23 protein-coding genes, 1 tRNA gene and 1 pseudogene are annotated in these 24240 nt (G+C 68.8%); 10 read left to right on the forward strand and 15 right to left on the reverse strand.

Annotated elements, in window-relative coordinates:
• Together ACTHLI_RS11905 and ACTHLI_RS11910 are read right to left on the reverse strand one after the other, a co-directional pair.
• On the reverse strand, positions 1 to 390 hold a 390-nt coding region (locus ACTHLI_RS11905), incomplete at its 3' end, for an NUDIX domain-containing protein (protein WP_440183929.1).
• Positions 391 to 569: 179 nt separating this feature from the next.
• Entirely contained in the window at positions 570 to 1001 is a 432-nt protein-coding gene (locus ACTHLI_RS11910) for an NUDIX domain-containing protein (RefSeq protein ID WP_440183816.1), read from the reverse strand.
• 231 nt (positions 1002 to 1232) lie between these two features.
• Here ACTHLI_RS11910 and ACTHLI_RS11915 point away from each other — a divergent pair, with 231 nt between their 5' ends.
• Complete coding sequence (locus ACTHLI_RS11915) at positions 1233 to 1742, forward strand: NUDIX hydrolase (RefSeq protein WP_440183819.1); 510 nt, start codon at positions 1233 to 1235, stop codon at positions 1740 to 1742.
• Between the two features lie 32 nt (positions 1743 to 1774).
• On the opposite strand, the gene ACTHLI_RS11920 is transcribed toward ACTHLI_RS11915, so the two are convergent.
• On the reverse strand, positions 1775 to 2401 hold the full coding sequence (locus tag ACTHLI_RS11920; protein WP_440183822.1) for a uridine kinase: 627 nt from the start codon (positions 2399 to 2401) through the stop codon (positions 1775 to 1777).
• A gap of 130 nt (positions 2402 to 2531) precedes the next feature.
• On the opposite strand from ACTHLI_RS11920, the gene ACTHLI_RS11925 reads away from it, so the two are divergent.
• Positions 2532 to 2942: a RidA family protein gene (locus ACTHLI_RS11925; protein ID WP_440183825.1), complete on the forward strand. Its 411-nt coding sequence runs from the start codon at positions 2532 to 2534 to the stop codon at positions 2940 to 2942.
• A gap of 711 nt (positions 2943 to 3653) precedes the next feature.
• Here the strand turns inward: ACTHLI_RS11925 and ACTHLI_RS11930 are convergent.
• Positions 3654 to 4253, reverse strand: a complete 600-nt coding sequence (locus ACTHLI_RS11930; RefSeq protein WP_440183828.1) for a VIT1/CCC1 transporter family protein — start codon at positions 4251 to 4253, stop codon at positions 3654 to 3656.
• Positions 4254 to 4741: 488 nt separating this feature from the next.
• On the opposite strand from ACTHLI_RS11930, the gene ACTHLI_RS11935 reads away from it, so the two are divergent.
• A complete protein-coding gene (locus ACTHLI_RS11935) occupies positions 4742 to 5428 on the forward strand; it encodes a hypothetical protein (protein ID WP_440183830.1) in 687 nt (228 codons plus the stop codon).
• A gap of 222 nt (positions 5429 to 5650) precedes the next feature.
• Here ACTHLI_RS11935 and ACTHLI_RS11940 read toward each other — a convergent pair whose 3' ends face one another.
• A complete protein-coding gene (locus tag ACTHLI_RS11940; RefSeq protein ID WP_440183833.1) occupies positions 5651 to 5812 on the reverse strand; it encodes a hypothetical protein in 162 nt (53 codons plus the stop codon).
• A gap of 37 nt (positions 5813 to 5849) precedes the next feature.
• Positions 5850 to 7202, reverse strand: coding sequence for an NRAMP family divalent metal transporter (locus tag ACTHLI_RS11945; protein ID WP_440183836.1), 1353 nt, complete (start codon positions 7200 to 7202; stop codon positions 5850 to 5852).
• A 188-nt stretch (positions 7203 to 7390) separates the two neighbouring features.
• Between ACTHLI_RS11945 and ACTHLI_RS11950 the strand changes: the two genes are divergently transcribed.
• A complete protein-coding gene (locus ACTHLI_RS11950; RefSeq protein WP_440183838.1) occupies positions 7391 to 7573 on the forward strand; it encodes a hypothetical protein in 183 nt (60 codons plus the stop codon).
• Positions 7574 to 8053: 480 nt separating this feature from the next.
• Here ACTHLI_RS11950 and ACTHLI_RS11955 read toward each other — a convergent pair whose 3' ends face one another.
• Positions 8054 to 9376: a magnesium transporter MgtE N-terminal domain-containing protein gene (locus tag ACTHLI_RS11955; RefSeq protein ID WP_440183841.1), complete on the reverse strand. Its 1323-nt coding sequence runs from the start codon at positions 9374 to 9376 to the stop codon at positions 8054 to 8056.
• Positions 9377 to 9399: 23 nt separating this feature from the next.
• Positions 9400 to 10959 carry an NRAMP family divalent metal transporter gene (locus ACTHLI_RS11960; protein WP_440183844.1) on the reverse strand — a complete coding sequence of 520 codons (1560 nt, stop codon included), beginning with the start codon at positions 10957 to 10959 and terminating at the stop codon, positions 9400 to 9402.
• A 610-nt stretch (positions 10960 to 11569) separates the two neighbouring features.
• On the opposite strand from ACTHLI_RS11960, the gene ACTHLI_RS11965 reads away from it, so the two are divergent.
• Complete coding sequence (locus ACTHLI_RS11965) at positions 11570 to 13456, forward strand: KUP/HAK/KT family potassium transporter (protein ID WP_440183846.1); 1887 nt, start codon at positions 11570 to 11572, stop codon at positions 13454 to 13456.
• A 38-nt stretch (positions 13457 to 13494) separates the two neighbouring features.
• Here the strand turns inward: ACTHLI_RS11965 and ACTHLI_RS11970 are convergent, their stop codons facing one another.
• On the reverse strand, positions 13495 to 14775 hold the full coding sequence (locus ACTHLI_RS11970; protein WP_440183848.1) for an LCP family protein: 1281 nt from the start codon (positions 14773 to 14775) through the stop codon (positions 13495 to 13497).
• Positions 14776 to 15337: 562 nt separating this feature from the next.
• Between ACTHLI_RS11970 and ACTHLI_RS11975 the strand changes: the two genes are divergently transcribed.
• Positions 15338 to 16051: a hypothetical protein gene (locus ACTHLI_RS11975; protein ID WP_440183850.1), complete on the forward strand. Its 714-nt coding sequence runs from the start codon at positions 15338 to 15340 to the stop codon at positions 16049 to 16051.
• Between the two features lie 18 nt (positions 16052 to 16069).
• A pseudogene (locus ACTHLI_RS11980) lies at positions 16070 to 17116 on the forward strand (tyrosine-type recombinase/integrase); the annotation flags it as partial.
• A 125-nt stretch (positions 17117 to 17241) separates the two neighbouring features.
• Here ACTHLI_RS11980 and ACTHLI_RS11985 read toward each other — a convergent pair.
• Together ACTHLI_RS11985 and ACTHLI_RS11990 are read right to left on the reverse strand one after the other, a co-directional pair.
• Positions 17242 to 17314 (reverse strand) — tRNA-Lys (locus ACTHLI_RS11985).
• 120 nt (positions 17315 to 17434) lie between these two features.
• Positions 17435 to 17584 carry a hypothetical protein gene (locus tag ACTHLI_RS11990; protein ID WP_440183852.1) on the reverse strand — a complete coding sequence of 50 codons (150 nt, stop codon included), beginning with the start codon at positions 17582 to 17584 and terminating at the stop codon, positions 17435 to 17437.
• A gap of 85 nt (positions 17585 to 17669) precedes the next feature.
• On the opposite strand from ACTHLI_RS11990, the gene ACTHLI_RS11995 reads away from it, so the two are divergent.
• The 3 genes from ACTHLI_RS11995 to ACTHLI_RS12005 all read left to right on the forward strand — a co-directional run bounded on the left by ACTHLI_RS11995 (position 17670) and on the right by ACTHLI_RS12005 (position 19870).
• Entirely contained in the window at positions 17670 to 18296 is a 627-nt protein-coding gene (locus ACTHLI_RS11995; protein WP_440183855.1) for a DNA-directed RNA polymerase subunit beta, read from the forward strand.
• 243 nt (positions 18297 to 18539) lie between these two features.
• On the forward strand, positions 18540 to 19121 hold the full coding sequence (gene sigK / locus ACTHLI_RS12000; RefSeq protein ID WP_440183931.1) for an ECF RNA polymerase sigma factor SigK: 582 nt from the start codon (positions 18540 to 18542) through the stop codon (positions 19119 to 19121).
• On the forward strand, positions 19118 to 19870 hold the full coding sequence (locus ACTHLI_RS12005) for an anti-sigma factor domain-containing protein (RefSeq protein ID WP_440183857.1): 753 nt from the start codon (positions 19118 to 19120) through the stop codon (positions 19868 to 19870). Before sigK ends, ACTHLI_RS12005 begins: the two co-directional genes overlap by 4 nt.
• 156 nt (positions 19871 to 20026) lie before the next feature.
• Here the strand turns inward: ACTHLI_RS12005 and pstB are convergent, their stop codons facing one another.
• The 4 genes from pstB to pstS form a co-directional block, all read right to left on the reverse strand.
• Complete coding sequence (gene pstB / locus ACTHLI_RS12010; RefSeq protein WP_440183859.1) at positions 20027 to 20806, reverse strand: phosphate ABC transporter ATP-binding protein PstB; 780 nt, start codon at positions 20804 to 20806, stop codon at positions 20027 to 20029.
• Between the two features lie 22 nt (positions 20807 to 20828).
• Positions 20829 to 21902 carry a phosphate ABC transporter permease PstA gene (pstA, locus tag ACTHLI_RS12015; protein ID WP_440183861.1) on the reverse strand — a complete coding sequence of 358 codons (1074 nt, stop codon included), beginning with the start codon at positions 21900 to 21902 and terminating at the stop codon, positions 20829 to 20831.
• On the reverse strand, positions 21902 to 22855 hold the full coding sequence (gene pstC, locus ACTHLI_RS12020) for a phosphate ABC transporter permease subunit PstC (protein ID WP_440183863.1): 954 nt from the start codon (positions 22853 to 22855) through the stop codon (positions 21902 to 21904). Before pstC ends, pstA begins: the two co-directional genes overlap by 1 nt.
• Positions 22856 to 22954: 99 nt before the next feature.
• A complete protein-coding gene (gene pstS, locus ACTHLI_RS12025; RefSeq protein ID WP_440183933.1) occupies positions 22955 to 24043 on the reverse strand; it encodes a phosphate ABC transporter substrate-binding protein PstS in 1089 nt (362 codons plus the stop codon).
• Between the last annotated feature and the right edge of the window lie 197 nt (positions 24044 to 24240).

The following is a 24240-nucleotide window of genomic DNA, read 5'->3' on the forward strand; positions in this document are numbered from 1 at the left end:
GAAGCCGGGGCCCAGTTCGTGTCGGTCGAGGTCCAGCGGTCCATCCCCGAGGTCGAGCAGGTCGGCGATGCCGCCTTCCTCCTGCGCTTCACGGCGGGCTGCGGCTCGGACGGACTCGTCCGTCGTCTCGACATGTCCGCCGAGCTGGATCCAGAAGCCGGCCTTCTTGTGGAAGCCGAGCAGGATCTTCTGCAGGTCCGGAGTGAACACGAAGGCGCTACCGGTGACGTGAGCACGGCCCAGGTCTCGTTCGAGAGCCGCCGCGTTCCCATCGCTCAAGAACTGCTCGTACTCCATCCTGAGCGCGAGTTGTTCCGCCGTTCGCGGGTGCCAAGCCCCGAGCTCGTCGCGCAGCCGCAGCGCCAACCGATCACCCTGCTCGTGCGCCATCGTCACCTCGGAACGCTAGCCGTGCTCCTCGCGTCCGCAACTCGACGCACCCCTTGGACCTCGGGCGCGCGGAGGACGGTGAGGCGTCTGGTGCTCGAGCCGCGAAGCGCCCTCTCGATGGTGCTCGGCACCCGTCGCGGACTCGCCCGATTCCGGGATCGACCTCGTCGGGGCGTCGCTCAGGCCACGCGGCCGAGGGTGACCAGCGCCATGAGCAGCGCGGCGAGGGTTTCCGAGTCGGTGATCCTGCCGGCCGCGCCGGCGTGGGGCACATCCGTCAGCGGTAGGCGGGACAGCGAGCGGATGCCCTCCTCATGGCGAGCGGCCATCGAGTCGTCCACGAGGTGCAGGTCGCGGGCGAGAAAGACGTGCTCCGGTGCTCGGCAGACGCCGTTCAACGCAGTCATCCCGCCGAGGTGCGTCCAGGAGTCAGCAGCGAAGCCCGTCTCCTCCTGCAGCTCGCGCTTTGCAGCGACCAGGGGTGCGTCGCCGTCGGCGCCACCGGCAGGAATCTCCAACGAGACCCCGACTGTGTGCCGATCGACCTCGACCAGCAGGACCCGGTCCTCTTCGTCGACGACGGCGACGACGAAGACGGCGTCGCTCCGCATGGTGACGACGCCGTAGACGCCCGGTGAACCGTCCGGCATCACGACGGTCTCCTCGTCGACTCGAATCCACCGGTTCTCGTATGCGATGCGGGTCGAGGTGACGGGCCAGGCCATGCTCCGATATTCGCTGACCGTGCGGAGGGGTGGGACGCTGGCGGGGTGGAGCCTGTGGGGTCGGAGGAGCGGTCGCGGTGGTCGACGGTCGCGCGTTCGCCGGTTCATTCGGGTCGGATGCGGGTGGTGCGGCACGAGGTGGTGCTGCCGTCGGGGGCGCGGGACACCTTCGAGGTCGACGAGTCGGTGCAGTTCGCGGTTGCTGTGCTCGTGCTCGACGGGGACGAGCTGCTGCTGGCGGAGCAGTACCGGTATCCGATCGACCGCTGGATTCTGGACCTGCCTGGCGGAGCCGGCGAGGTGGGCGAGACGCCGGAGGAGGCCGCTCGGCGGGAATGCGAGGAGGAGCTCGGATTCGTTCCCGAGGGGCTGATCCCGTTGCATGCGTTCTTCCCGAACCCGGGTCGCGCGGCCTGGCCGGTGCACCTCTTCCTCGCTCGTGGCACCAGCCCTGGTGTCGCTGCGGGCGGTGACGAGGCCGAGCAGGTGCGGCTCGTGTCGCTGCGGGTCGAAGAGCTGGACGGTCGGATCGCGGATGGGGTGATCGTGGATCCGTCGTTGCTCATCGCGCGCGCGATGGCCGGGCTACTGGGTCACCTGCCGCCGCTGGCCGTTCATAGGCCGTGAGTCGAGGCTCGGCGAGAGAGCCGGCGCGGCGATCAGTCCGCGGGCGCGACGCATCCGTCGAGGAGCTGCGGGCGCGTCCAGTCGGTGTTGTCGACGACGATGGATGCGCGCTTCCAGGGGCTCGCCTGAAGGAAGTACAAGCGCTGCGCGCCGAAGTAGCTGTCGATGCGGGGATCCTCGATGGCGTCGGTGACGGTGCCGCGCTCCGCCATTCTCGCGGCAGCGACCGCGAACGGAACGGACAGGTAGACCGACGAGTTCCAGTAGCCCAGGAGCAGGTCGCGAAGCAGGAAGGTTCCCTCGACGAGCACCAATGCGTCCTCGGTCGCGGTGGAGTGCGGGGCGGCTGGCGCGGCTCGATACTGCTCGCGGCCGGCTCGTAGCGGCTCGAGGGCGTTCTCGATCAGGGCGTTGTAGTCGTAGGTGTCCAACCAGAAGCCTTCGGGGGAGTGCCTTCCTCTGGCGTGCCGGACCTCGGGTGGGTTGAAGAAGTCGTCGACGTGCAGGATCACGACCGCTCGTGATGTGACTCGAGCTGCCAGGTTCGATGCGAACAGCGTCTTGCCGCTGCCTCCGATCCCGTCGATCGCGACGAGCTGGCGTCCGGTGCTCGGCAGGTCTGCCTCGAGCCGCGCCACGACAGCGGCGATCGCATCCACGCGATCACTCTGCGCCTCGCCGCTGACCAGCACGACCCGGCTCGACACGAGTCTGCGTGGGCAGGCAGACGAGACGGCCACGCCGTCGAGCCCGCGAGGTGTCGCGTGACCGGTGGGCGACGATGGCGGAGTGAGTGCTGAAGTGCGTCTCGTCGCCCCAGCTGGTCTGTCGCGCGCAGTCCCCTACTCCTACGCGGCTGTCGTGCCGGAGGGAGCGCAGATCGTGTTCCTCGCGGGAGCGTGCCCGCTCGACGCTTCGGGTCAGACCGTGGCTGCGGGAGATGTGGTCGGTCAGACCGCCGTATGCGTGGACAACATGAGGATTGCTCTCGCGGCGGCGGGTGCCGACCTGAAGGATGTCGTCTTTGTGCGGGTGCTCGTCGCTTCGAGCTCCCTTGACGATCTTGCAGCTGCTTGGGAGGTCGTGCACGACGCCTTCGTGCCGCGTCAGCCTCCGGGGACTCTGCAAGGCGTGACCGTCTTGGGGTGGCCGGATCAGTTGGTCGAGGTGGAGGTCGTCGCCGCGCTCCGCAGCGAGTAGGTGGGCCGGACTTGATTCGGCCTGGGTTCCGTTCCGCGTGAAGAGTCAGGATGGAACCGCTGGCGGCGCACAGCCCGCAAGATGCGTGGGAGGGCGTTGCGGATGCTCGCTGAGGCCGCGCCGGATCACCCGGACCGGTGGACCGCGGTTCGCCATGTCGCGGCCTGCTGGGGATGAGACCCGAGACGCCCCGGCTCTGGCGACGCACGTGGACCGGATGTTCGAAATGCGTTCGGGCACCCTTTGGGGGATCGAGACGCGATCCGCGCAGACGAGCCGATCGGGTGGGCCCCGTGGGGCTCGAACCCACGACCCGCGGAGTGGAAATAGTGGGTTCGAGGGAGATCACGGGGAGTAGCAGATCGTTGATCTGACGCGGATCGAGGTGCTGCTCGATCACAGGAGATCGCGCCTGATATCGCCCAATGTTCGGAATAGGTTCGGAGCTCGGGCCCAAGTGCGGAACCCACTAACTGGTGCTCTGGAGCGACGGCTCAGTACCAGGAATCTCAGACCGTGCTGATGAACGGCCGTCGGCCTGGACGAGCGCAGTCGGTGATCGGGCCAGTAGGGAGGCGCTGCCTGGAGATGACATCGGTCGCGGTGCTGCGCTTGCGCTGGCAGAGCCGCGACGTCTGCGAATTCAGCTGATCGGCGCTGCTCGATGAGCGACCGCAACGCCCGCCTGCGCATCTCGTGGGCTGGGCTGCGTCATCGGTCCTGTCCCGCCTCGTGCCTCAGGTCAGGGTCGTCGGCTCGGGCTGTGACGCCGGAGGCGTGGAAGAGGCCGCCGATGAGGTAGGTCAGGAGGAGGGCGAGCGGGCCGCCGACGATCGTCCGGACGGTGGGACGCAGTGGGGCGGCGCCGCCCAGTCGGGCGCCGAGCGCGCCGGCGAGCACGACCACCACCACGGTGACTGGGATGCGCGCGGTCGCGGCCATGAGGGTCATCGCGAGCAGAGGCAGGACGCCGCCGCTGAGGAACGAGATCGCCGAGGCCCCTGCGGCGGCCCACGGGTTCGCATCTGCGCTCGAGTGCTGTCCTCCGCGGCTTGCGCGTTCGAGGTCCCGCTGGCTGCCGACCGAGACGTATTCGCCGAGTGCCATCGAGACGGCTCCACCGATCAGCGCGGCGAGACCGGCAACCAGGATCGCGTTGACCGCGGCGGTCGCGCCGGCGACACCGACGACGATCGCCGCCACGGACACCACTCCGTCGTTCGCGCCGAGTACCCCGGCGCGGAGCCAGTTCGCGCGACCGAGCCGGTGGTCGTCCCAGTCGCCCGTCGCTTCGAGCCCGCTGTCCCTCACCGGATCAGTCTCGACACCACCGTCGCGGCCGGCACCGAATGCAAGCCAAGGCTGACCGGACGTCGGCCCGCTCGCCGATGTCGGAGGTCGGAGGTCGGGACAGGTGCCGCGGAGCGCAGGGCGCGGCTCGCGTGGTGCAGTGTGACGCGGTACCCGGGATCCGCACCGACCCAAGCCGGCGCCCGATCCCGCGGGCGCAGGTCGCGGACACCGAAGGGCGCCGTTCGGCGCAGCAGCCGAGCCCGGCGGTGAATGCCGAGGGAACTGCGGGAATGCTCCACCCCGGGGGACGCGACTTTCGCCGGCGCTCTTCGCTCCCGGGCGGCGCCGATCTCGTTGTACGAGGAAGGCGATGCGCGGGCGGGTGGTCAGGTTCCGGCCAGGAGCGCGAGGCCGCGTACGGCGTTGCGGGAGTTCGTCGGTGGCGCGTTTCGCCGTACCGTGCGCGAACCCGCGGAGATGCGGGCCTACGAGATGAAGGAGTCCGTATGAAGCGAATCCCGGTGGCGGTCGCCACCTTCGCCGGTGCCTCGGCGATCATGCTCTCGACCGTCGCGTCGCCCGCATTCGCGGCGACGACGACTCCGATTCCGACCGAGACGCTCACGAATCACGTGACGGTGAGTGAGTTCATCCATGCGGGCGTCACGGCGAAGTTCGCGCATCTGACTCCCGGTGGGTCCTACCAGCTCGTGTTCGCCGAGCCGGGGGAGGGTGGGCCTGTTGGCGGAACCCTCACCGCCGACTCGTCCGGGCACCTCACCGCGAAGTATGTCGCGACCGATCCCGGGAAGAAGTACCGTGCCGACCTCGTCGGGGACCGTTACGAGCTCTCGCTGTGGAGCGGCGGGACGACCGTGGTGTCGGAGACCTTCGCCGTCCGGCTCGGCTCGGAAGTGCGTTTCGATCGAGCCCACCGCTCCGGGCATGAGCTGACCTTGCGGGCGACGGCGAAGCATTGGGTGGCCGGCACCGAGAAGTTCGCCGCCTGGCGCAGCGCGACGGTCCGGTTCCAGGAGAAGGTGAAGGGCGCGTGGCACACGGTCAAGTCCGCCCGGACGAACGCCGAGGGTGTCGCGGCTGTGACTGTGAAGACGGGTAGGCACCTGTGGCGCGCGGTGGTGTCGGGAACGACGACCGTCTGGACCACCCGAACCGGTACTCACAAAGCGTGACGAGCCGCGGGACGGGGTCGGGCGGACGGCAGCTCGCCTTGCACCCCGTCCTGCGAGCCGATCGAGGTCGCCCGCGCCCGTCGCCGGGAGGATGCGTGAGACCTGCGCGTACACCTGCCGCCGCCCAGGAACGTCACGGGGGCGGGGTGCGGCTCACGGGCCCGTGGCCGCGGCTCCCGCCGCGCCGAACGAACCAGCGCCTCGGTGATCGGGATCGATCGCTCAGAGCTGGCAGATGAAGGTGTAGATGACCATCGCGGTCAGGCCGACCGCGAGCACGCGGAGGGTCCAGAGGGCCGCCCTGGTGACGGATGTGAGCGCGGCGCGCGGCACGAGGATCGGAAGCTCGCTGGGCCGGTCGGGCTCGCTCGGTTCGTTGCTCATCGCGGTGGGGTGCCCAGCATCGGTGTCTTCCGGATTTTCAGGACGGGAGCACATGCACGGCCTCAAGAAAGCTGGCGGTGCCGTACGCGGCGCCGCAGCTGCCGACGAGGGCGATCGAGATGATCGCCAGCGCGTTCGTCGAACGTCCGTTCGCGTGCAGACCCATCAGTTCCTTATCGGAGGACAGCATGAGGAGGAACACAAGGCTGACCGGTAGGAGAACAGTCGCCAGCACGTTGGCGTTGAGCGCTATCGCGAGCAGCGGCGCTCCGGGGAGGAGGACGATCAGACCGGCTGTCGCTGCACTCACGAGGGTGGTGGTGTAGAAGACGCTTGCGCGCCTCGGCGTCGAATTCATGCTCCTCGGGGCCCCGAGGCACTCTGCTGCGGCGTAGCCGGTGCTCGCGGAGATCGTGAGGATCGCGAGTGCGCCCGACTGGATCAAACCGAGCGCGAAGAGGCTGCCGACGGCGGGACCCGCAGCCCGGTCCAGCAGGGACGGGAAGTCCGCGGCTGCCAAGGATGTGACTGCTCCGGAATGGGAAGCGACTGCGGCGACGCCGAGGATCAGCGCGGCGACACCGAAGGTGGCGGCGAGCGCCGCTCCGAGTCCAGTGTCGAGGCGGCCGTGCCGTATGTCGGCGCTGGTGAGGCCTTTGTCCACCGTGGTGGATTGCTGGAAGAAGATCATCCAGGGCGTCACGGTGGCGCCGATGGTCGAGGTGATGAGCAGCAGGATCGTGGTCGGTGTGCCTGTCGGGAGTGGCTGGAATCGTAGTGCGGCCACCAGGTCACTCGGGTTTGGCTTCACGAGTACGGCGGCCACGAGGAACAGGATGTTGAACACCGCGAGCCCGAGCACGATTCGTTCCCAGCGGCGGTACTTGGCCGCGCCGAGCGAGAGTACGGTCAGGGTGATCCCGAGCGCGACGGCGATTGGTGCGCCCAGTCCGAAGTAGGCCAGTCCGATGCGGATGACCACGAACTCCGCGACCAACGTCACGAGGTTGGTCGCGACGAGGTCGGCTGCTGCGAACCAGCCCCACGCTCGCCCGTACCGCAAGAGGACGAGCTCACCGAATCCGCGTCCTGTCACGGCGCCGACACGCATCGCCATCTCCTGGCAGACGTATGCCACGAGGAACAGGCTCGGGATGAAGGGCACGAAGAATCCGAGTCCGTAGGCGGCGCCGTCCGCGGCGTAGGACAGCATGCTCGGTCCGTCGTTCTCGCCGAGCATTGCCAGGAGACCGGGGCCGATCAGCAGCCAGACCAGGCGGGCATGCCGGTGTCCCTCCCGCGCCTGCGCTACCCGCTTCTGGTCCGTAATCCGGGCCTGATGGTCGGGGGCAGCGTCTTCGCATCGTGGCGTCGCTTCCGTGCCTGTCACGGCGCGGTCTTGTCTACGGGCGTGCAGCTGACCCTGCTCATCGGTATCCGACGCGCAGAGGCGCGGCGGGTCGGCGCGACATGCCAAAACGCAGCATGGCTTCGATCGTGGGTGAGCTCGGGGGTCTGTCGCGACGCCCATCTGATTTCGGCGAATGGGAAGGGTTCCAGCGCTCGAGCCACGGATCAGTGACCTCGACCGTGGTCGGAGTGGTCACTGCTCGTGGTCCGCTGGGTCAGCAGCTGCTCGCGTTGGTCGTGGAACTCGACGTCGGAGAGCAGTCCTTGGGCGTGTCGCGAGGCGAGCTGGACGAGCCGTTCTGCTGTGTCGATGTCGAGGTGCACGTGCGGTTCCGGAACCTGCCGGTCTGAGGCATCTGCGTTCACTGTGTACTCCGTTCGTCACGGTCGCCTGTCCATGTGCGCGGGTCCGCTGGGGCAGGTCCACGGGATCTGTGGCGGAGGGCGCGGGCGGTGCGGTGGGCGTCGATGATCACCAGGACCGCGACGCCTGCGGCAAGCGCGGACCACCCGGCCTCGTTCGTCAGGTCGCCGACGGCCGCCGCCGTCAGGCATCCGAGGGCGGCGAGCAGCGTCGCCAGGGAACGCAGCCGCTGGCGGGGAGGTCGACGACGCGGACGGGGCGCGTGGGCGATGTCCGCAGTACGGAGCTCCTCGGCGATCAGGTCGACGAACGCGGGTGGGAGGTCGAGCCGGACAGCGACCACTGAGGGGGCAATCCCGCCTCGCAGCATCGTCCGCGCCTGATCGATCACCGGGCTCGGTCCGTGAGCGCTGCTCTCGGTCATGGGCGGAGGCCTCGAGCCCGGCCGGACCGCTGGCGCCCGGCCGTCACAGGCCCGGGCCCGATCCGTGGCCGACGTGAGAGGGACCGGTCTCGTGCGTCGCGTTCGTCGTGGGTTGGGGTGCCGAGCCGGTGCGTCGCCGCCAATCGTCGGGTATGGCGGCTTCCAGGGCATCGTCGACGGTGACGACGCCGATGAGGGTGCCGCTCTCGTCGACGACGGGCAGGGTGAGGAGGTTGAAGTCCGCCATGCGGGTGGTGACCGTGACGATGTCGTCGCCCGGCCCGACCCGGATGGCGGATGCGTTCGCGATGTCGCTGAGCGCGGCGCTCGCGTCGTGCTGGAGGAGGGTCACGACCGACGCCGCTCCGGCGAGTCTGCCGCCGGCGTCGAGCGTGAAGACGCTGGTGAGCGCTTCCGGCTGATGTGCGACGGCGTTCCGGATGCGGTCGAGTGCCTCCCCGATCGTCGCGGTTTCGGACAGCGCGATGAAGTCGGGAGTCATGAGGCCTCCTGCGGTGGTGGGAGCGAACCCGAGGAGCGCGATGATCTTCCCCCGGTGAGCCGCAGGCATCAGATCGAGGACCGGAGCCCGGCGTGCTTGTGGCAGGTCGGCGATCGCGTCCGCCGCGTCGTCGAGGCGCATGCGGGTGAGGACGTGGGCGACCTCCTCGATCGGTCGGTCGCGGAGCAGCCGGGCCTGCTGGTCCTCGTCGAGCTCCTCGAAGACGTCGGCTTCGAGTTCAGGGTCCGAATGGACTTGCGCGAGCAGCTCGGTCTGCTCGTCCGGGGTCGCGTTCTCGAGCAGGTCCGCGATCTCCGCGGGGCGGAAACGTCGAACCCGTCCGAACGCGGAGCGGAACAGCAGGCTGGGAGCGTGGCCGATGAGCGCTTCGAAGGACTTCCAGTCTCGGGTCGACCGCGCCTGTCCTGCGCGTGGCAGCCAGCGGCGACGTCGCACGTCGAGACCGCTGACGATCCAGGATGCGTCGTCGCGTCGCAGCAGGGCATCCCGGGCGCGGACGAAATCCGCGTTCTCGAGGTCGATGAGGCGGTGCCCGAGCACATCGGCGGCGAGCAGCACCTCCCCGGGACGTCGCTCGAAGGGCCGGACATCCAATCTGGACGTGCGCAACGTGACGTGGGTCTGCGCGAGATCGACCACGTCGGTGACGGGCACGAACACGGCCTTTGAACCCACGGCGACGACGAGAGCGCGCAGGCGCGGGTAGTCGTCGTCAGCGAGACGGACGACGACATCGCGAAGGCGCCCCAAGGTCTTGCCGGCGACGTGGTTCACCGACCCGCCGAGCAGTCCGGAGAGGTAGACCGATGCGACCGGTGACCCGGCGGGTGTGTCGATGCTCATGAGTTCTCCCCTTGTTCGGGACGTCAGTGCGCGACCGCGAGCTGGAAGATGCGGACCACCACGAGGATCATCGCGAGCAGGAGGTAGCCGCGGAGGACGCCGAGTCCGACGCGTCGCCCGATCGAGAGCCGTGGGCGCCGCAGGAGGGCGAGCGGCGGCATGCGCCACGTCGTCCGCTCGATGCACTCCGCCGGCCGCGTCTCGTCTCGCGGACGGCGGAGACGGACGATCACCGCGACGACACCGATGCCGACCGTGATCCCGGCACCGGCTTCGAGGATGAGGACGATCGTCGGTCCGCTGATGTCGGGGAAGAGCACGCTCGCGGTGAGCACGATGGAGAGCAGCACGAGCACCGCGACGACTGCGGACGTGCACGCGTTCAGCTTCGGTCCGTTCACCCAGGGCCCGAGGACTTCACGGTCGTTGCAGAGCAGCAGGAGGAACACGGCCGCGGACGGCAGCAGGACTCCGGCGAGGGTCTGCACACCGGTCGTGATGAGGCCGAGCGGGCTGCCGGGGATCAGCACGATCGCCGCCGACACGAGCAGCAGCGCGCCGAACACCGCGTAGAACCCTTTGGCCTCCTTGGGCTTCCGGTGCAGTGAGTGCTTCAGACCGAGGACGTCACCGAGCGCGTAGGAGGTCGCGAGCCCGACGGCCGCCGCACCGATGATGGACGCGTCGATCAGCGCGATCGCGAAGAGCACTCCCGCGATGGGGACGACATGCCTCCCCAGCCCCTCCGCGACCCCGAGGGCGTCGGTGAAGTTCCCCGCCTCCGGATGCCCGGCGAACGCGGCGGCGGTGAAGGAGATCATGGCGCCGGCTCCGACGACGACGATCACGATCCCGATCCAGAGGTCGACCTTCTCGTAGCCGATGAAGCGGGGCGTGATCCGCTTGTCGATCACGTAGGACTGCTGGAAGAACAGCTGCCACGGCGCCACAGTCGTGCCCACGATGCCGATCACGAGCAGCATGACCGTGGACAGGGGCGCGTGCGGCGGCAGCCCAGGGATGAAGAACCCGGTCGCGATCCGGCCGAGCGGCGGATGCGCCAGCAGGAAGATCGGTACCAGCAGCAGAGACCCCGCGACGAGCACCAGGCAGACGCGTTCGAATCTGCGGAAGGACCCGGTGCTCGCCGACGCGATCACCAGCAGCGCCGCCACGAGCACGCCCGGCAGCCTGGGGATGCCGAGGTAATCGAGACCAAGACTGATCCCGATGAACTCGGTCACGATGGTGAGCGCGTTCAGCAGAAACAGGTCGATCACACTGAACGCGCCCCAGAAGCGGCCGAAGCGCTCCAGGATCAACCGCGCGTGTCCGACGCCCGTGACGGCGCCGAGCCGCAGCACCATCTCCTGGTTCAGGTAGAGCACGGGGACGAGCAGCAGCAGCGTCCACAACAGGCTCGTGCCGTAGTTCTGGCCGGCTTGCGAATAGGTGCTGAATGCGCCGGCGTCGTTGTCACCGACCATCACGATCAGGCCGGGACCGACGATCGCGAGCAGGGTCTTCAGCCGCCTGGGAAAGCGCCGTCTCGTGTCGGAATCATCGAGACGGATCGTCCCCATCGCGCCCTGAATGTCACCGACATGAGCCGAGTCGAGAACGGCGATGGATGCGCTGTCATCGCGCGCGGTGGAATTCGTGCTCACCAAAGGCTCTTCTCTCCGCCGACGGCGGACCGAACGAATACGACTCGATCGAGCACACGACCGGTGCCCGGAGATCTGTCCCCCGCCGGGCGACCGACCGCTACGCGAGTGCGCAGATCAGCGGGTCGACGGGGGACGCGAACTGTGACTGTCAGCCATGCGCGTCCCCTCTCCATGCCTCGACATCCGTTCGGTTGCACGCTCCGAAAGCAGTGACGCGTGCTCGGAAAGCATCCCATCCGTAGGCGGGGAAACATCGATCCCTGACAGCGCGATCATGTCGCGAACAGGAACATGCCGAAGTCGGCGCCGTAATTCGGTGCGGCTGTCCTTACTTCGGCACGCCTGTCCTTAGTGTGGTGAGGCTGCCCTTTCTTGCGGGTGGAGGGCCTTTATGGAGAGCGCTGCGGCGGCCTGCAGGCATATTCGCCGGGGGAGTCCTGATCGTTGTCCCACGCTCAGGAATCGGGTCGTTGACGCATGCGAGCGTTCATCCATGTCGCGTGTCATTCTGGGGAGTCGGCGGGTGCGAAGGGGACGGCCGAATCGCGCGGGGGTCGGTGCGGCGGTCGCGGCGATGGGCGTGGTCTTCGGCGACATCGGGACGAGTCCGTTGTACGCGGCGTCCTCGACCTTCGCGACCGAGGGTGCTCGTGCGCCGGGCCAGGCGTTCGTCTACGGCTCGACATCGACCATCGTGTGGGCGTTGACGCTCGTGGTGACCGTTCTGTATGTGCGGTACTTGATGCGGGCGGACAACGACGGTGAGGGCGGTCTGCTGGCGCTTTTCGGTCTCCTGCGGCGCGTCGGAGTGCGCGGACGCGCCCTCGGCGTGTTCACCGTGGTGGCGATGCTCGGAGCGGCGATGTTTCTCGGCGACAGTGTCATCACGCCGGCCATCTCCGTGCTTTCCGCCGTCGAGGGAGTGAAGGGCATCGACCCGGGGTTCGGCCCGCTGGTGCTCCCGATCGCCGTCGTGGTGCTCATCGGCGTGTTCGTGCTGCAGCGCGTCGGCTCCGGCGCCATCGGCCGCGTCTACGGACCGATCATGCTGTTCTGGTTCGCACTCCTGGCGGTGACCGGTGTGATCTCGCTCTTGCAGGACCCGAGCGTGCTGCAGGTGCTGTCGCCGCACTGGGTCGTGCTGTTCTTCGTGCAGCAGCCAGCCGTCGCGTTCCTGTCGCTCGGGTCCGTGGTACTCGCGGTGACCGGCGCGGAAGCGCTGTACGCCGATATGGGGCACTTCGGTCGGCGGCCCATCACCCGTGCGTGGCTTCTGGTCGTGTTCCCTGCGCTGATCCTCAACTACCTCGGGCAGGCGTCGCTCGTCGTCCGCCACCCCGACCGTGCAGGATCGCCCTTCTACGCCCTCGTGCCCGGCTGGGCGCAGGTGCCGGCCATCGTGCTCGCGACGGCCGCAACGATCATCGCTTCCCAGGCCGTCATCTCCGGGGCGTTCTCGGTCGTCCATCAGGCGTGGCGGCTCGGGATCTTCCCGCCGCTGCGCGTGGTGCACACCTCCGAGACGCAAGGCGCGCAGATCTTCGTCCCCGCTATCAACGTGGTGCTCGCTCTCGCGGTGCTCGGCGTGACGATCGGGTTCCGCAGCTCCGCAGCACTGGCGTCGGCGTACGGCATCGCCGTCACGACGACGATCTCCATCACCGCGATCGTGTACCTCGGCTGGACCCATCATCGCCACGGTCGGATCCCGCGCCGAGACCTCCCTGTCGTGGGCGTACTGCTCGTGATGCTCCTGTTCGTCGCAGCCAACCTCCCGAAGGCACCTTCGGGTGGCTGGTTGCCGCTCACCATCGGTGCAGTGTTCTTCGTGGTGACGAGCACCTGGTGGGTCGGGCAGCGCCGTATCCGCGCCGCGCGACGCACCGACGAAGCGCCCCTGACGGACCTGCTCGACCTGCTCCGTCGTCCCGAGGTGGTCCGGGTCCCCGGAGCCGCTGTCTTCACCGCTCGGAACGAGAAGGTGGTGCCGATCGCGCTGCGGACGATGGTGCAGCAGACGAGGGCTCTGCAGGAGCGGGCGCTGATCTTCACCTGGAACACGGCCACTGTTCCATTCACGACCGGCTCGGCGGATCGTGTTCGAATCGTTCCGCTCGGCGGCGGCATCATGCAGGTCGTGGCGCAGATCGGGTTCCGTGAGCGCCTGCGCATGGCGGAGATCCTCGAGGATGCTCGTGAGGCTGCCGCGGGCGCCCTCGATGACTTCGATCCCGCTGCAGCGACCTTCTACGTCTCGACACCGATCCCGCGGTACAACCCTCGCGGATCGATGTACCGATGGGCGCAGGGCGTGTTCCTCGCTGTCGAGCGGCTCGCTCCGGACCCGCTGGACCTCATCGAGTTGCCCCGCGACCGGACGATCGTCGTCGGCCGCGAGGTCCCGCTCTGACCCGCGCGGGCAACACCGCCGCCCGCACACGCGCGGGCCTACTTGACGCAGACGATCGACCCCGACTGGATGGGGTCGAGTGTGGCATTCGCCGTCCGACTCGGTGCCGGACGCGAAGTCGCGGAACTCTCCCTCGTGGGCGTCGACGTCGGGCGTGTCGAGGAGCGTGTCGAGGGGTGTCTCGCGCTCGGGTGGTCCGATGCCGACAGGATGTGCGCGGTCTGGGAGCGGATCGCGGGCAGATCGACCGTGTTGACGTCGCTGCCGTTGATGGTCGCATACCCGGTGATCGGGAGCGTCTGGAAGGTGATTCCCCCACCGGCGAAGTGCTCGGCGACGCCCGCGAGGCTGAGCGGGTCGAAGCCGCTGTCGAGGGCGATGTCCTGCTTCGCCGTGTTGAACAGGGTCTGGAGCGTCACGGGATTGGTGATCTCGCCCGTCTGGCGCAGCTTGTGGAGCACGTCGATGATGAACGCCTGCTGGCGTCTGGCTCGATCGAGGTCGGTGAAGTTCAGAGCAGGATTGTTCAGATCACGTCGCTGTCGGACGAACTCGACGGCGGTCTCCGCGGTGAGCTCCTGATAGCCCTTGCGAAAGTGCGCGTTCGAGTACGGGTCGGAGGTGGATTCCTTCACGCACATCTCGATCGGCTGCACAGCGAGCGCGACCTTGTAGAACGCGGCCATCGTCACCTCGACGAAATGGTTGATCGGGACACCGCCGAGGAACGCGGACACCGTGGCGATCTCCTCACGCCTCGCAGCGCCCCGCGCCGCCTGGTACGCGGCGGCTCGGCTCATCGAGCCCGTCGAGACGAGACGGTCGAACGTGTCCGCGAACTCGAGACCGTATGCCTCCTTGATCTTGCCGTGCGACTCCCCGTACGGCGAACCCGGGTACGCGGCGTAATCGTCTCGAGGGATCGAGATCCCGACCGCCCGGCCGCCACCAGCCGGAATGTGGATGAGCATCAAGACATTCGTGTTGTACCCGCCATCCGAGCTGTTGCCCGCGTGCAGCGCCTGGTAGATCGAGCGTGGGAACGGCTTGCCGTCCTCGTCGACGCGACTGTCGAGGCCCATCAGCAGGATGTTCGTCTCCGCCGTGGGCGACGACGGCAGCACGATGGCGGATCGGTGGATCCCGTTCGACACCTGCGACACCGTCCATCCGACGATGCCCAGACCTCCCACCGTGATGACGACGATCACCGCGACCAAAGTGGTCAGTGCCGAGCGCAGACCGCCTCTCGAGCGCGCCTTCCCGTGCCGGACAGGCGCGATCCGCCAGCCCGACGACTCACCGACACCTCGCGTCATCACCACCAGGATGAGGCACGCAGGGGCGCGCTGCCCGTTGGCACGATGCTCTCCACCTGGACACGGTCCCATCGGGGCGTCCTCGCTCAATCGAGGGTGCGAGCTGTCGCAGGAGGGGACAAGCGAGAACGGCGCGAGACGTTTCGAGGATCACTCTCAAGGCGAACTGGCGGATCGGCGACGCGGTAGGAGGCAGGGGCGGCTTGAGCCCCTCGCTGGCCCGGTCGTTGTGTACGTCGTTCGGGGTGATGGGGGTGGCGAGGGGTTTCGGGCGTCTTGCCCTGTCCTGGCCTGCCACCTCCGCTGCGCGGCTTCCGAACCACCCTCACTCAGCAGAAAGAGCATTGCTGACTGAGGGTGGTTCGGAAGTGCAGGTGGCAGGCCAGGACAGGGCAAGAAGAAGGGCAGGAGGGGGAGACGAAGAGGAGGAGGGAGTGGGGATGAGTTGTGCTGGTGTGTCACATGAACTGACGGAAGGTGGCGGGGAAGGCGTAGAGGTGGTGCTGTCGGTGGACGGTGTTCTCGTTCGGTGAGCGGACGGGGATCGGTCGGAGAGGGCAGCGTGGTGCGGACGTTGGATACGGACGAGCGGAACGTGTGGGTGATGGCGCGTGATGAGCAGATGATGACGTGGTTCCAGATCGTGCGGATCGCGAACGTGCAGTCCGTCAGGTGGGTGCTCGGGGCGTTGAACAGTCAGCAGTCGCCGGTGTCCGTGCGGCGGGCGCAGGCCTGGTGCGCGCGGATGGAGACCGCGGGTCTGGTGGGACGGGCGCAGCTCGGTGGGGCCGGCGGGTCGCTGGTGTGGGGCACCTACGCGGGGACCGGTTTGGGGAAACCGAGCCTGTACCGGCAGACCACGCGGCACGAGGTCGCCGTCTCCGCGGCGTCCGCCCGGTACGCGGCCGCTGGGTACGCGTGGCAGCGTGATGAGAAGCCGAGCTATGCGGGTGGGCATCAGGCGGACGGCGTCGCGCTCGGACCGGGCTGGGTGGAGCTGATCGAGGTCGAACTGACGCCGAAGCGGATGCCGCGGTATGTGGCGATCTTCCAAGCGTTCCGGCGCCGGCTCGACCTCGGCGACGCGAACAGCATCACCTACCTCTGCAACACGGAGAGCGCCCGCGCAGTCCGCGAAGCGCTGACGTCGATCCCCGTCGGCAGGGCGCTCGCCGACCGACTCGCAGTGCACGAGGTCTACGACCAGGCCGGACAGTGGATCAGCGATGCGCTGCCAGGCTGGCTGAACTCGGCGGCATCGCGGGGACGCTGGTAGGTCATGGGACGACCCCGGATGCCCATCGGCAGCCATGGCATCGTCAACGTCGACGAGGTTGAGCCTGGCGTGTGGCGCGCGCGGACCCTCTGCCGGTTTCCGGACGGCAAACGCCGGCAAATCGAGCGACGCCGGGCAGGGCGGACCGGGGCGAAAGCGATCCAGGCGCTGCAGGAAGCCCTGGTCGACCTCGCGACGCCGGAAGGCGGGGAGCTCCGAGGGAGTACCCGGCTCGAGGTGCTCGCAGCGCAGTTCATCGAAGTGAAGCGGGAGTCCGAGCGGTCGCCCCGGACCGTGGACACGTATGCGCATGCGCTGCGGAAGCAGATCCTCCCGCGCATCGGCGATCTCCGGGTCGAGGAAGCGACTCCGAGGCGCATCCAGGCGTTCCTGAACACGGTCAACAGAGAGCACGGGCCTGGCGCGGCGAAGACCTGCCGGTCGGTGCTCTCCGGCATGTTCGGTATCGCGGTCCGCAGCGACGTCCTCCGCTCGAACCCGATCTCCGCGGTCGAGTCGCCGCGCCGGAAGGTCACGCACGCGTCGACGGCGATCCCGCTGGACGGCGTGCCTGCGTTCCTCGAGACGATCCGGGCGGACGAGAAGCTGCGGGAACTCGACATCAGCGACCTGTTCGAGTTCATGCTCTTCACCGGCTGCCGGATCGGCGAAGCGCTCGCGCTGCGCTGGTCGCACGTCGATCTGGATGCCGCCACCGTCACCTTCGCCGCGACCGTGGTGCGCACGAAGGAACGCGGCCTCGAGATCCAGGAGCACGGGAAGACCGACACGTCGAACCGCGTCATCAGCGTTCCGCTCGAGGTCCTCGAGCTGCTGCAACGACGGGAGCGGACCGCCGAGGTCGTCTTCCCCTCGCTGTCCGGCAAGCTCCGGGACACCAACAACACCGAAGCCGACTGGCGGGTGAATCGGGTCCGACTCGGCTACCCGACCTTCACCTCGCACGGGCTGCGCAAGACCTGCGCCACCGCCCTCGACGTCGCCGGCGTCTCAGCGCGCGGCATCGCCGAGTACCTCGGCCATAAGCGACCCTCGATGACGCAGGACGTGTACATGTCGAGGAAGGTCGGGACCGCGGACACCGCGACGCACCTCGACCGAATGTTCGGAATAAGTTCGGAGACGCTCTGGGGCACCGAGACGCGATCCGCGCAACTACGCCGATCGGGTGGGCCCCGTGGGGCTCGAACCCACGACCCGCGGATTAAAAGTCCGATGCTCTACCGACTGAGCTAGAGGCCCCTGGACTCGAGCGTAGCCGCGCTCGCGGGGCGGCCGACCCGGAAGTCCACCCCGGGGGGACTGCTCCATGCGCCGGAGCGGGTGGAGCAGTCCCCCCGGGGTGGAGTAGGCCGAGCGTGCTCAGACGCGGCGGCGGATGAAGCCGATGATGCCCGTGATGATGAAGAGCACGATGCCGATGATCGCCAGCCAGATCAGGCCCTTGATGGTGAAGCCGACGATGGCGAGGATCAGCCAGATGACGAGCAGAGCGATGATGAGTCCGAGCATGCTGTGAGGATATGACTCGTTCGCTGAATGTGGACTGTGTTCGCGCTGGAGAGCGAGGCGGAGGGCCGGCTCGTACGCTGGGTCGATGGCCGATTTCCCTCGCCCGGTGCGGATGCCCTCGGAGCACTTCGACTTCGTCAAGGGCGGCGAGGATCCGGCGGTGCTCGTACGGTCCGCGCACGAGACGGCGCAGGCGCTCGTGAGTCGGGTCCGCGCGGATCCGGATCCCGAGATCGTGGAGCGGCTGGTCGCCTTCGCCGAGCGGGAGGGCATCGACGCTGTCGCGGAGCTGTGGTCGCGTGCCGCAGCCCTCAGCCTGCCCGGCGCGCTGTGGCGTCTCTACCTCCTGCGGGAGATGGTGCGGCGGGACGCGGCACCCGTGGCGCTCGCGTACGGACGCGGCGTCGAGCGGCTCGTGGGCATCTCCCCGGTGGTCGCCGGGGCGCCGTCGCCGGCCGGACCGGAGGAGCTGCTGGCGCTCGCCGATGAGATCCTCCGGGGCGTCTTCGCGGGCGACCTCGCGCTCGCGCTCGACCGCGCGGCGGCGTTCTCCCGGGTCACGGCGGACGGCTCGCTCGACCTCGCGGACGACGCCGATGCGACCGAGCCGCAGCGGGCGGAGGTCCTCACGCGACGAGCGTCGCGGCTGACGCAGCTCGCCGATGAGCTCACGGCATCCGCACGGCTCCAGCGGGACGGCGCTTTAGACTAGGGGCGGTCCTTCGGGGCCCGCCGGGCCGCAGTAACCCCGGGCTCCATTTTCAGCCGCTTCGAGCGGCCTCGCGCCGAGAGGCGTTTCTGCGGCTCGGCACACTCCACAGCGGTGCCGGCGCTCCGCGGCAATCCGTGTCCCCCGGCGCTCCGAACGCCTCGCGTCGACGGGTGGTGGACCGCCCGCGAACGGGTGTCCGGACCTCGGCGCCCGGAGTGGAGGAGGTGCTGCATGCTGGTGGTCATGGATCCCGACACCGGCGACGCGCTCTCCGGCATGCGGGACACCGCTGAGGACCGCCTGGCGCGCATCGCTCGCGGTGATCAGCGCGCGTTCGCCGACCTCTACGACGCGACCGCGGCCCGCATCTTCGGTCTGGTCCGGCGACTGCTCGTCGACCCGGCCCAGTCCGAGGAGGTCACGCAGGAGATCTACCTCGAGATCTGGCAGACGGCCTCCCGCTACCAGCCCGAGCGCGGCAGCGCCATGTCCTGGATGCTGACGATGGCGCACCGCCGCGCCGTCGACCGCGTGCGCGCCTCGCAGTCGAGCCGTGAGCGCGACGTCAAGGTGGGCGTGCGCGACTACGACCGCGAGTACGACCAGGTCGCGGAGCACGTCGAGATCACCCTCGAGGGCGAGCGTGTGAAGCGGGCGCTCGCGGGCCTGACCGAGCTGCAGCGCGAAGCGGTCGAGCTCGCCTACTACGGCGGGCTCACGCACTCGGAGATCGCTGCGCGACTGCACGTGCCGGTCGGCACGATCAAGACCAGGATCCGGGACGGCATGATCCGTCTCCGCGACGCGATGGGGGTGACGTCATGACCAACCGTGAGGACGCGCACCTGCTGAGCGGCGCGTACGCGGTGCACGCGGTGGATGCGGAGGAGGCGGCGCTCGTCGAGTCCGCCATGCAGGAGTCGGAGGAGCTGCACCACGAGGTCGTCGGGCTCACCGACACCGCCGTCGCGCTCGGGCTCGCGGTACCGGAGGAGGCGCCTCCGGCCGCCCTCCGCGGGCGTCTGCTCGACGCGATCGCGACGACCCCGCAGCTCCCGGTGGAGGACACGGTCGAAGCCGAGCCGGAGACGCCCGCGCCCATGCCGGCAGGGGACCACGTCGTGCCGAAGCGCCGTCGTCGCCGTCGACCGGTGGTGTGGGTGGCGCTCGCGGCCGCTGCGGTGCTGCTGTTCGGGGGCGGTTTCCTGCTGCAGCGCACGCTGCTCGAGCCGCAGAGCGAGGTCGTCGCCGTGTGGCAGGCGCCCGATGTGCAGCAGGCCCGTGCGTCCGTCGCGAGCGGCGGCTCGGCAACGGTCTTCTGGTCGAGCAGCGAGCACCGCACGGCGGTGGTGCTGAGCGGCGTGAAGGTCCCGTCGGGGAAGGTGCTCCAGCTCTGGAGCGTGCGCGGCTCGACGATCACGAGTGCGGGGCTCTACGAACCGGGCGGGCAGAAGTACGTGCTGCTGACCGGGACGCCCAGCTCGGGCGAGTCGCTGGCCGTCACCGTCGAGCCGCAGGGCGGCTCCGCCCAGCCGACCACGAGGCCGATCGTGTCGGTCAAGCTCAACGCCTGACCCTCCGGAGCACGTCAGCAGGACCCGCCGGCTTCAGCAGGACACATCGGCCCGATGGATCCTGCTGAAGCGCCGTGGTCCTGCTGACGTGCTCGGACCGTCCGCGGCCGGGGCGCCCGCGGCACGGATCGCGCTACGGCCCCGGCGCGACGCGGATCAGCCGAAGCGGCCGGAGACGTAGTCCTCGGTCGCCTTCTGCGTCGGCTTCGAGAACATCATGCTGGTGTCGTCGTACTCGATGAGCTTGCCCGGCTTGCCCGTGCCGGCGATGTTGAAGAACGCCGTCTTGTCGGAGACGCGGGACGCCTGCTGCATGTTGTGCGTCACGATCACGATCGTGTACTCGGACTTGAGCTCCTCGATCAGGTCCTCGATCGCCAGGGTCGAGATCGGGTCGAGGGCGGAGCACGGCTCGTCCATCAGCAGCACGTCGGGTGAGACGGCGATGGCGCGCGCGATGCAGAGCCGCTGCTGCTGGCCGCCGGAGAGCCCGTTGCCGGGCAGGTTCAGCCGGTCCTTCACCTCGTTCCAGAGGTTCGCCCCCTTGAGCGACCGCTCCACGAGGTCGTCGGCGTCCGACTTCGCCATGCGCCGGTTGTTCAGCTTCACGCCCGCGAGCACGTTGTCCCGGATGGACATCGTGGGGAACGGGTTCGGCCGCTGGAACACCATGCCCACCTGGCGCCGCACGAGCACCGGGTCGACGCCGGGCCCGTAGAGGTTGCTGCCGTCGACGAGCACCTCGCCCTCGACGCGGGCGCCGGGGATCACCTCGTGCATGCGGTTCAGGGTGCGGAGGAAGGTCGACTTGCCGCAGCCGGAGGGGCCGATGAAGGCGGTGACCGTGCGGGGCTCGATGGTGAGCGAGACGCCTTCGACGGCGCGGAAGCTGCCGTAGTAGACGTTCAGATCGTTGACGACGATGCGCTTGGACATGCGGTGATCCTTCGGGTGCCGGTCAGGCCGGGAGCTTGGGGGAGAAGAAGCGGGCGATGAGGCGCGCGACCAGGTTCAGCAGCAGCACGAGCAGGATCAGGACCAGCGCGGCCGTCCACGCCCGGTCGAGCGACGGGGTCGGGTCGACCCCCGGCTGCGCGTACTGCGTGTAGCTGAAGACCGGCAGCGTCACCATGGGCCCGTTGAAGAGGTCGTAGTTCATGCTCGTCGTGTAGCCGGCGACGAGCAGCAGCGGCGCGGTCTCGCCGATGACGCGGGCGATCGCGAGGGTCACGCCCGTCACGATGCCCGCGAGCGCCGTGGGGAGCACGACCTTCAGGATCGTCAGCCACCGCGGCACGCCGAGCGCGTACGAGGCCTCCCGCAGCTCGTTCGGCACGAGCTTCAGCATCTCCTCGCTCGCGCGCACGACGATCGGGATCATCAGCAGGCTGAGCGCGACGGAACCGCCGAAGCCGGAGCGGTAGCCCGGGTTGCCGGTGATGAGGGAGAAGAGCGCGAAGGCGAACAGGCCGGCCACGATCGACGGGATGCCGGTCATGACGTCGACGAGGAAGGTGATCGCGCGGGCGATGCCGCCGCGCCCGTACTCGACGAGGTAGATCGCGGACAGCAGCCCGACGGGCACGGAGATGACGGCCGCGCCGAGCGTGATCTCGAGCGTGCCGACGATCGCGTGGATGCCGCCGCCACCCGGGCCGACGATGTTGCGCATCGACTCGGTGAAGAAGCCGGCGTCGAACCGGGCCAGCCCGCGCTGGACGACCGTCTCGACCAGGGACACGAGCGGGAGGAGGGCGATCACGAACGCGGTGGAGACGAGCGCCGTGACGAGGCGGTCCTTCGCCTTCCTGGAGCCCTCGACGATGAAGGAGAGCACCCAGATGGCGACTCCCCACAGCACGGTGCCGAAGAACACGACGCCGACGAGGTTGTAGGCCGCGGTCATCCCCGCCAGGAAGAACAGCAGGAACAGCCCCGCCATCACGACCCAGCTGATCGCGAGCAGCCCGACCGTGGAGTAGCGGGGGAGGCTCGCGCGGCGCACGCCGGAGCCGATCACTGCCGAGGCCATCACTGACCCTTTCCGACGGCGGTGCGGGAGACGATGGCCCGCGCCAGCGCGTTCACGACGAAGGTGAGGACGAAGAGCACGAGCCCGGTGGCGATCAGGATGTTGACCGAGATCCCGTACGAGTCGGGGAACTGCAGCGCGATGTTCGCGGCGATCGTCGTCGGGTTCTGGGTGGTGAGGACGAAGAACGACACCACGACCGCGGGCGAGAGCACGAGCGCGACGGCGAGCGTCTCGCCGAGCGCGCGTCCGAGGCCGAGCATGATCGCGGAGACGATGCCCGCCCGCCCGAAGGGCAGCACGGACATCCGGATCATCTCCCACCGGGTGGCGCCGAGGGCGAGGGCGGCCTCCTCCTGCAACCGGGGGGTCTGCAGGAAGACCTCGCGGCAGAGCGCCGTGACGATCGGCAGGATCATCACCGCGAGCACGACCGCGACGGTGAGGACCGTGCGGCCCGTCGCCGAGACCGTGCCGCCGAAGAACGGGATCCAGCCGAAGTACTTCCCGAGGAACGTGTAGAAGGGCTGCACGAACGGGGCGAGCACGGTGATGCCCCAGAGTCCGTAGACCACCGACGGCACGGCCGCGAGCAGATCGATGATGTAGCCGAGGCCGCGGGCGACGCGGCGGGGCGCGTAGTGCGAGATGAAGAGGGCGATGCCGATCGAGAGCGGCACCGCGAAGATCAGGGAGAGCACCGCGGCCCAGACGGTGCCGAAGACGAGCGGGACGGCGTACGAGAAGAAGCTCGTGAAGCCGACCGGGAGCTGATCCTTCTTCGCGCCGAGGGCGGGGATGCTCTGCCCGACGAGGAAGACGGCGACCGCGGCGAGGGCCACGAGGATCAGCAGGCCCGCGGCGAGCGCGATCGTCGAGAACGCCCGGTCACCGAGCCGGCGGACCGGCTTCGCGGTCGCGACCGTGGGGACGGGCGCGGAGCTCGAGGTCATGAGCAGGTCCTTGTGGATCGGGAGCGGGCAGCGTGTTGCATGCTAACGGCGGGGCCGGAGGGCCGGAACGCCCCTCCGACCCCGCCGTCGTGCGTGGGGCTACTTGATCGCCTTGGCGACCGCCTGGACCTTCGCGATCAGCGCGGCGGACATCGGGGCCGAGCCCGCGACCTTCGCGCCGGCGGCCTGGCCCTCGGTGCTGGTCACGTAGGTGGCGTAGGCGCCGACGAGCTTGCCGACCGACGGGTCCTTGTACTGCTTGCAGACGATCAGGTTCGAGATGAGCGTGATCGGCCACTGGGTCGGGTCGGTCGTGGTGCGGTTGACGTCGATCGCGAAGTCGGACGCGTCGCGCCCGGACTCGACGGTGCCGGCCTCGGCCGCCTTCGCGGCGCCGTCAGCGGACGGGGCGACGAAGGTCGAGCCGACCTTGACCTTCGCGACCGTCAGGGAGCCGACCTGCGAGTTGTCGATGTAGCCGATGGTGCCGTTGCCGCCCTTGATGGCCGCGACGACGCCGGAGGTGCCCTGGGCGCCCTCACCGGTCTTGTAAGGGAAGGTGTCGTCGCCCTTGTTGGTCCACACCGAGGGCGCCGTCTTGTTCAGGTAGTCGGTGAAGTTGTGCGTGGTGCCCGACTTGTCGGAGCGGTGCACCGGGTCGATCTTGGTCGCCGGGAGGTTGGCGCCGCTGTTGAGCGCCTTGATCGCCGGGTCGTTCCAGGTGGTGATCTTGCCCGAGAAGATCTTCGCGAGCGTGGTCGCGTCGAGGTTGAGGGACGAGACGCCCTTCACGTTGAACGCGAGCGCGATCGGGGAGATGTAGTCGGGGAGGTCGATGCCCTTGCCGTTGCAGAGGGCGAAGGTGCCGCCCACCTCGGCGCTCGACAGGTAGGTGTCGGAGCCGGCGTACTGCGCGCCGCCCTGCTCGAACGCGGTGCGGCCCGCACCGGAGCCGACCGGGTTGTAGTTGATCGTCACGCCCGAGTTGGCGGTCTGGAAGTCCTTGATCCACTGGGTCTGGGCGTTGCCCTGCGCCGAGGAGCCCTGACCGTTCAGCTGACCGGAGAGGGTCGCCGTCGACGCGGAGGAGGACGAGCCCGAGCCGCTGCCGCCGGCCTCGTTGGAGGCGCAGGAGGAGAGCGCGATGATCGCGGTGATGGCCGTGCCGATGGCGAGGCCTGCACGCATGTGCTTCAAAAGGGGGATCCTTCCGGATTCGGGTTGCAGGAGCCCGCGTGGAGGGAGTGCCTCTTCCTTCGCGAGCGCCGCCACGCTAAGGAGACCGGGTAGCGCGAGTGCCTACCGACGGTGAACGGACGGTGAACGACCGGTCTCGACGCGGACACGGTGCGCGCGGATCGGGGGCGTCGACCAGGGATTTCGTG

The sequence above is a fragment of the Amnibacterium sp. genome, assembly GCF_051956055.1.
In the GTDB taxonomy this organism is placed as follows: Bacteria; Actinomycetota; Actinomycetes; order Actinomycetales; family Microbacteriaceae; genus Amnibacterium.

Bases quoted from the DNA above. Each gene is read 5' to 3' on its own strand.
- ACTHLI_RS12005 (WP_440183857.1), top strand. From the start codon at position 19,118: ATGACCAACCGTGAGGACGCGCACCTGCTGAGCGGCGCGTACGCGGTG.
- ACTHLI_RS11935 (WP_440183830.1), top strand. From the start codon at position 4,742: ATGAAGCGAATCCCGGTGGCGGTCGCCACCTTCGCCGGTGCCTCGGCG.
- ACTHLI_RS11960 (WP_440183844.1), bottom strand. From the start codon at position 10,959: ATGGGGACGATCCGTCTCGATGATTCCGACACGAGACGGCGCTTTCCC.
- ACTHLI_RS11940 (WP_440183833.1), bottom strand. From the start codon at position 5,812: ATGAGCAACGAACCGAGCGAGCCCGACCGGCCCAGCGAGCTTCCGATC.
- sigK (WP_440183931.1), top strand. From the start codon at position 18,540: ATGGATCCCGACACCGGCGACGCGCTCTCCGGCATGCGGGACACCGCT.
- pstC (WP_440183863.1), bottom strand. From the start codon at position 22,855: ATGACCTCGAGCTCCGCGCCCGTCCCCACGGTCGCGACCGCGAAGCCG.
- ACTHLI_RS11915 (WP_440183819.1), top strand. From the start codon at position 1,233: ATGCGGGTGGTGCGGCACGAGGTGGTGCTGCCGTCGGGGGCGCGGGAC.
- pstA (WP_440183861.1), bottom strand. From the start codon at position 21,902: ATGGCCTCGGCAGTGATCGGCTCCGGCGTGCGCCGCGCGAGCCTCCCC.
- ACTHLI_RS11910 (WP_440183816.1), bottom strand. From the start codon at position 1,001: ATGCGGAGCGACGCCGTCTTCGTCGTCGCCGTCGTCGACGAAGAGGAC.
- pstS (WP_440183933.1), bottom strand. From the start codon at position 24,043: ATGCGTGCAGGCCTCGCCATCGGCACGGCCATCACCGCGATCATCGCG.
- ACTHLI_RS11970 (WP_440183848.1), bottom strand. From the start codon at position 14,775: ATGACGCGAGGTGTCGGTGAGTCGTCGGGCTGGCGGATCGCGCCTGTC.
- ACTHLI_RS11955 (WP_440183841.1), bottom strand. From the start codon at position 9,376: ATGAGCATCGACACACCCGCCGGGTCACCGGTCGCATCGGTCTACCTC.
- ACTHLI_RS11990 (WP_440183852.1), bottom strand. From the start codon at position 17,584: ATGCTCGGACTCATCATCGCTCTGCTCGTCATCTGGCTGATCCTCGCC.
- ACTHLI_RS11995 (WP_440183855.1), top strand. From the start codon at position 17,670: ATGGCCGATTTCCCTCGCCCGGTGCGGATGCCCTCGGAGCACTTCGAC.
- pstB (WP_440183859.1), bottom strand. From the start codon at position 20,806: ATGTCCAAGCGCATCGTCGTCAACGATCTGAACGTCTACTACGGCAGC.